Source organism: Oleiphilus sp. HI0043, assembly GCF_001634935.1.
In genome coordinates this window covers 1-2,057 of the sequence record NZ_LWEY01000834.1, presented here as the reverse complement: position 1 = coordinate 2,057, position 2,057 = coordinate 1, and the positions used below count along the sequence as shown (strand labels likewise).

At 43.8% G+C, this 2,057-nt stretch carries 2 protein-coding genes; one reads left to right on the top strand and one right to left on the bottom strand.

Annotated elements, in window-relative coordinates:
- Positions 1-100 precede the first annotated feature (100 nt).
- Positions 101-544: a hypothetical protein gene (locus A3729_RS09450; protein ID WP_068633741.1), complete on the top strand. Its 444-nt coding sequence runs from the start codon at positions 101-103 to the stop codon at positions 542-544.
- Positions 545-1,177: 633 nt separating this feature from the next.
- On the opposite strand, the gene A3729_RS31495 is transcribed toward A3729_RS09450, so the two are convergent.
- On the bottom strand, positions 1,178-1,393 hold the full coding sequence (locus tag A3729_RS31495; protein WP_156497846.1) for a hypothetical protein: 216 nt from the start codon (positions 1,391-1,393) through the stop codon (positions 1,178-1,180).
- Between the last annotated feature and the right edge of the window lie 664 nt (positions 1,394-2,057).

Here is a 2,057-nt window from a genome sequence, read left to right as displayed (position 1 = left end):
TTGCGGAACTACGTGAGCTGTCACGTTTTGTGCGTTGCACAAAAAGCGCCATCACACTCCGTCCGCAACTGCAGGCGTTAGCTGTAAAAAAGGAGTTAAATTGAAGCACATATTTGTTATTGCAGTTTTAGCCTTATTGTCAGGTTGTAGTTCAATGGTAAAGACCGAAATTGGAGATTACGATTACGGCAAAAGTTTAAGTGAACTACAAAGTCAGCATATCGAGTTACAACCTCAGGATGGTTTATTCTCTGAACCACGAATTAGCATTCCATTAGATGATGCTAAAAGCCTTTGGGGAGAGCCCCAAAGTACGGAAAATCTATGGGGCGAAAAAGCTTTGGGTTCTGGTATCGCTTTAAGTGCAGCAGCTACTGGCTTAATTAGTTGGGCGGGTTATGGAGTAATAGAGCTGATGTTTTTGCCTCCTTGCCAAGAACATGTATGGTCAGTAAAAAATAAACAAGTCTTAGCTAAAAGCTGCAGTACCATTGGTACAGGGTATCAATCCAAAATAGTAAAATGGGATTGGTCCGAAAATTAAATCAGCTAACAAGTTTAGCCTGCCTCGCCCCGGAAAAGGCCCCGGGGCTGGACTCGCTATCGCTCGCCGCAGCTAAAGGCGTTAAGTGTTCAAGGAGGAAACATGGTCAAAGCTACTTGTCATTGCGGTAATATCGTTATAACAGCAGACATGCTACTAGAATCAATTACCAGTTGTAATTGTTCAATGTGTTACCGGCTAGGTGCTCTTTGGGCTTATTACACAGTCGATCAAGTTGATATTAAAGTAAAATCAGAGGCTACTGTTTATTTGTGGGGTAGCAAAGTTCGCTCATATCATTCTTGCACTTTTTGTGGTTGTACAACTCACTACACACAAAAAAGAGATGACGGTACAAATAGGGTCGCAATCAACGCCAGAATGGCTGCTCCTGAGATATTTAAGTCCGTTAATGTTAGGTTTTTCGATGGTGCTGATACCTTTAAATATGTTGAGAAATAGAGCACTTAACAAGTTTATCAAACCTCGTTCCGCCCACAAAGAAACGTGGGCTACACTGGACGCGCAAAGACACGCGCGCCGTTTATAAAAGCGTTAAATGTTTTTTGGCCTTTAGGTTTAAGGCTCAGTATTCGGCAAGGAATGCACGTTTCTAATCTGGCACCTTTCCGTTTAAATTTTTAGGGTAGGTGGCACGTTTTCCCACTGTTCAGCTCTGCTGTTTAAGCTTCTCAAGCACATTTGTATTTGTAGAGGCTTCGTTGGTGGTGTGTTCCTAGGGAATCCGGTAAAGTCGCCATCTACGGTGTTTTTGTCTCTGGGCAAGCACTTTGGTTTTAACGTGGTGTTTGGTGTAGTTGGGTGTTCTAAAACATCTAACCAGTTCATCAAACATCACTCCGGCCACAAAGAAACGTGGCCTGCGTTGGACGCACGATAGAGCCGTGCGCCGTTTATAAAAGCGTTAAATGTTTTTTGGCCTTTAGGTTTAAGGCTCAATACTCGGCAAGGAGTGCTCGTTTCTTTTCATACATTCCTCCGTTTAAGTTTTTAGGGTAAGTGGCACGGTTTCCCGCTGTTCCGCTCCGCTGTTTAAGTTTCTCAGGTACATTTTAATTTGTAGAGGCTTCGTCGGTGGTGTGTTCCTAGGGAATCCGGTAAAGTCGTCAACTTAATTATTTTAGCCACAGGCAACGAACTAAAGTTCCGCCTTCGGCTACACAACGTGGTGTTGTTCTACTTGGGTGTTCTAAAACATCTAACCAGTTCATCAAACATCACTCCGGCCACAAAGAAACGTGGCCTGCGTTGGACGCACGATAGAGCCGTGCGCCGTTTATAAAAGCGTTAAATGTTTTTTTGCCTTTAGGGTTAAGGCTCAATATTCGCCAGGGAATGCTCGTTTCTTATCATGTATTCCTCCGTTTAAAGTTTTAGGGTAGGTGGCACGTTTTCCCACTGTTCCGCTCTGCTGTTTAAGCTTCTCAGGCACATTTGAATTTGTAGAGGCTTCGTCGGTGGTGTGTTCCTAGGGAATCCGGTAAAGTTGCCA

Coding starts and splice junctions, on each gene's coding strand:
- A3729_RS31495 (WP_156497846.1), bottom strand. CDS start 1,393: ATGAACTGGTTAGATGTTTTAGAACACCCAACTACACCAAACACCACG.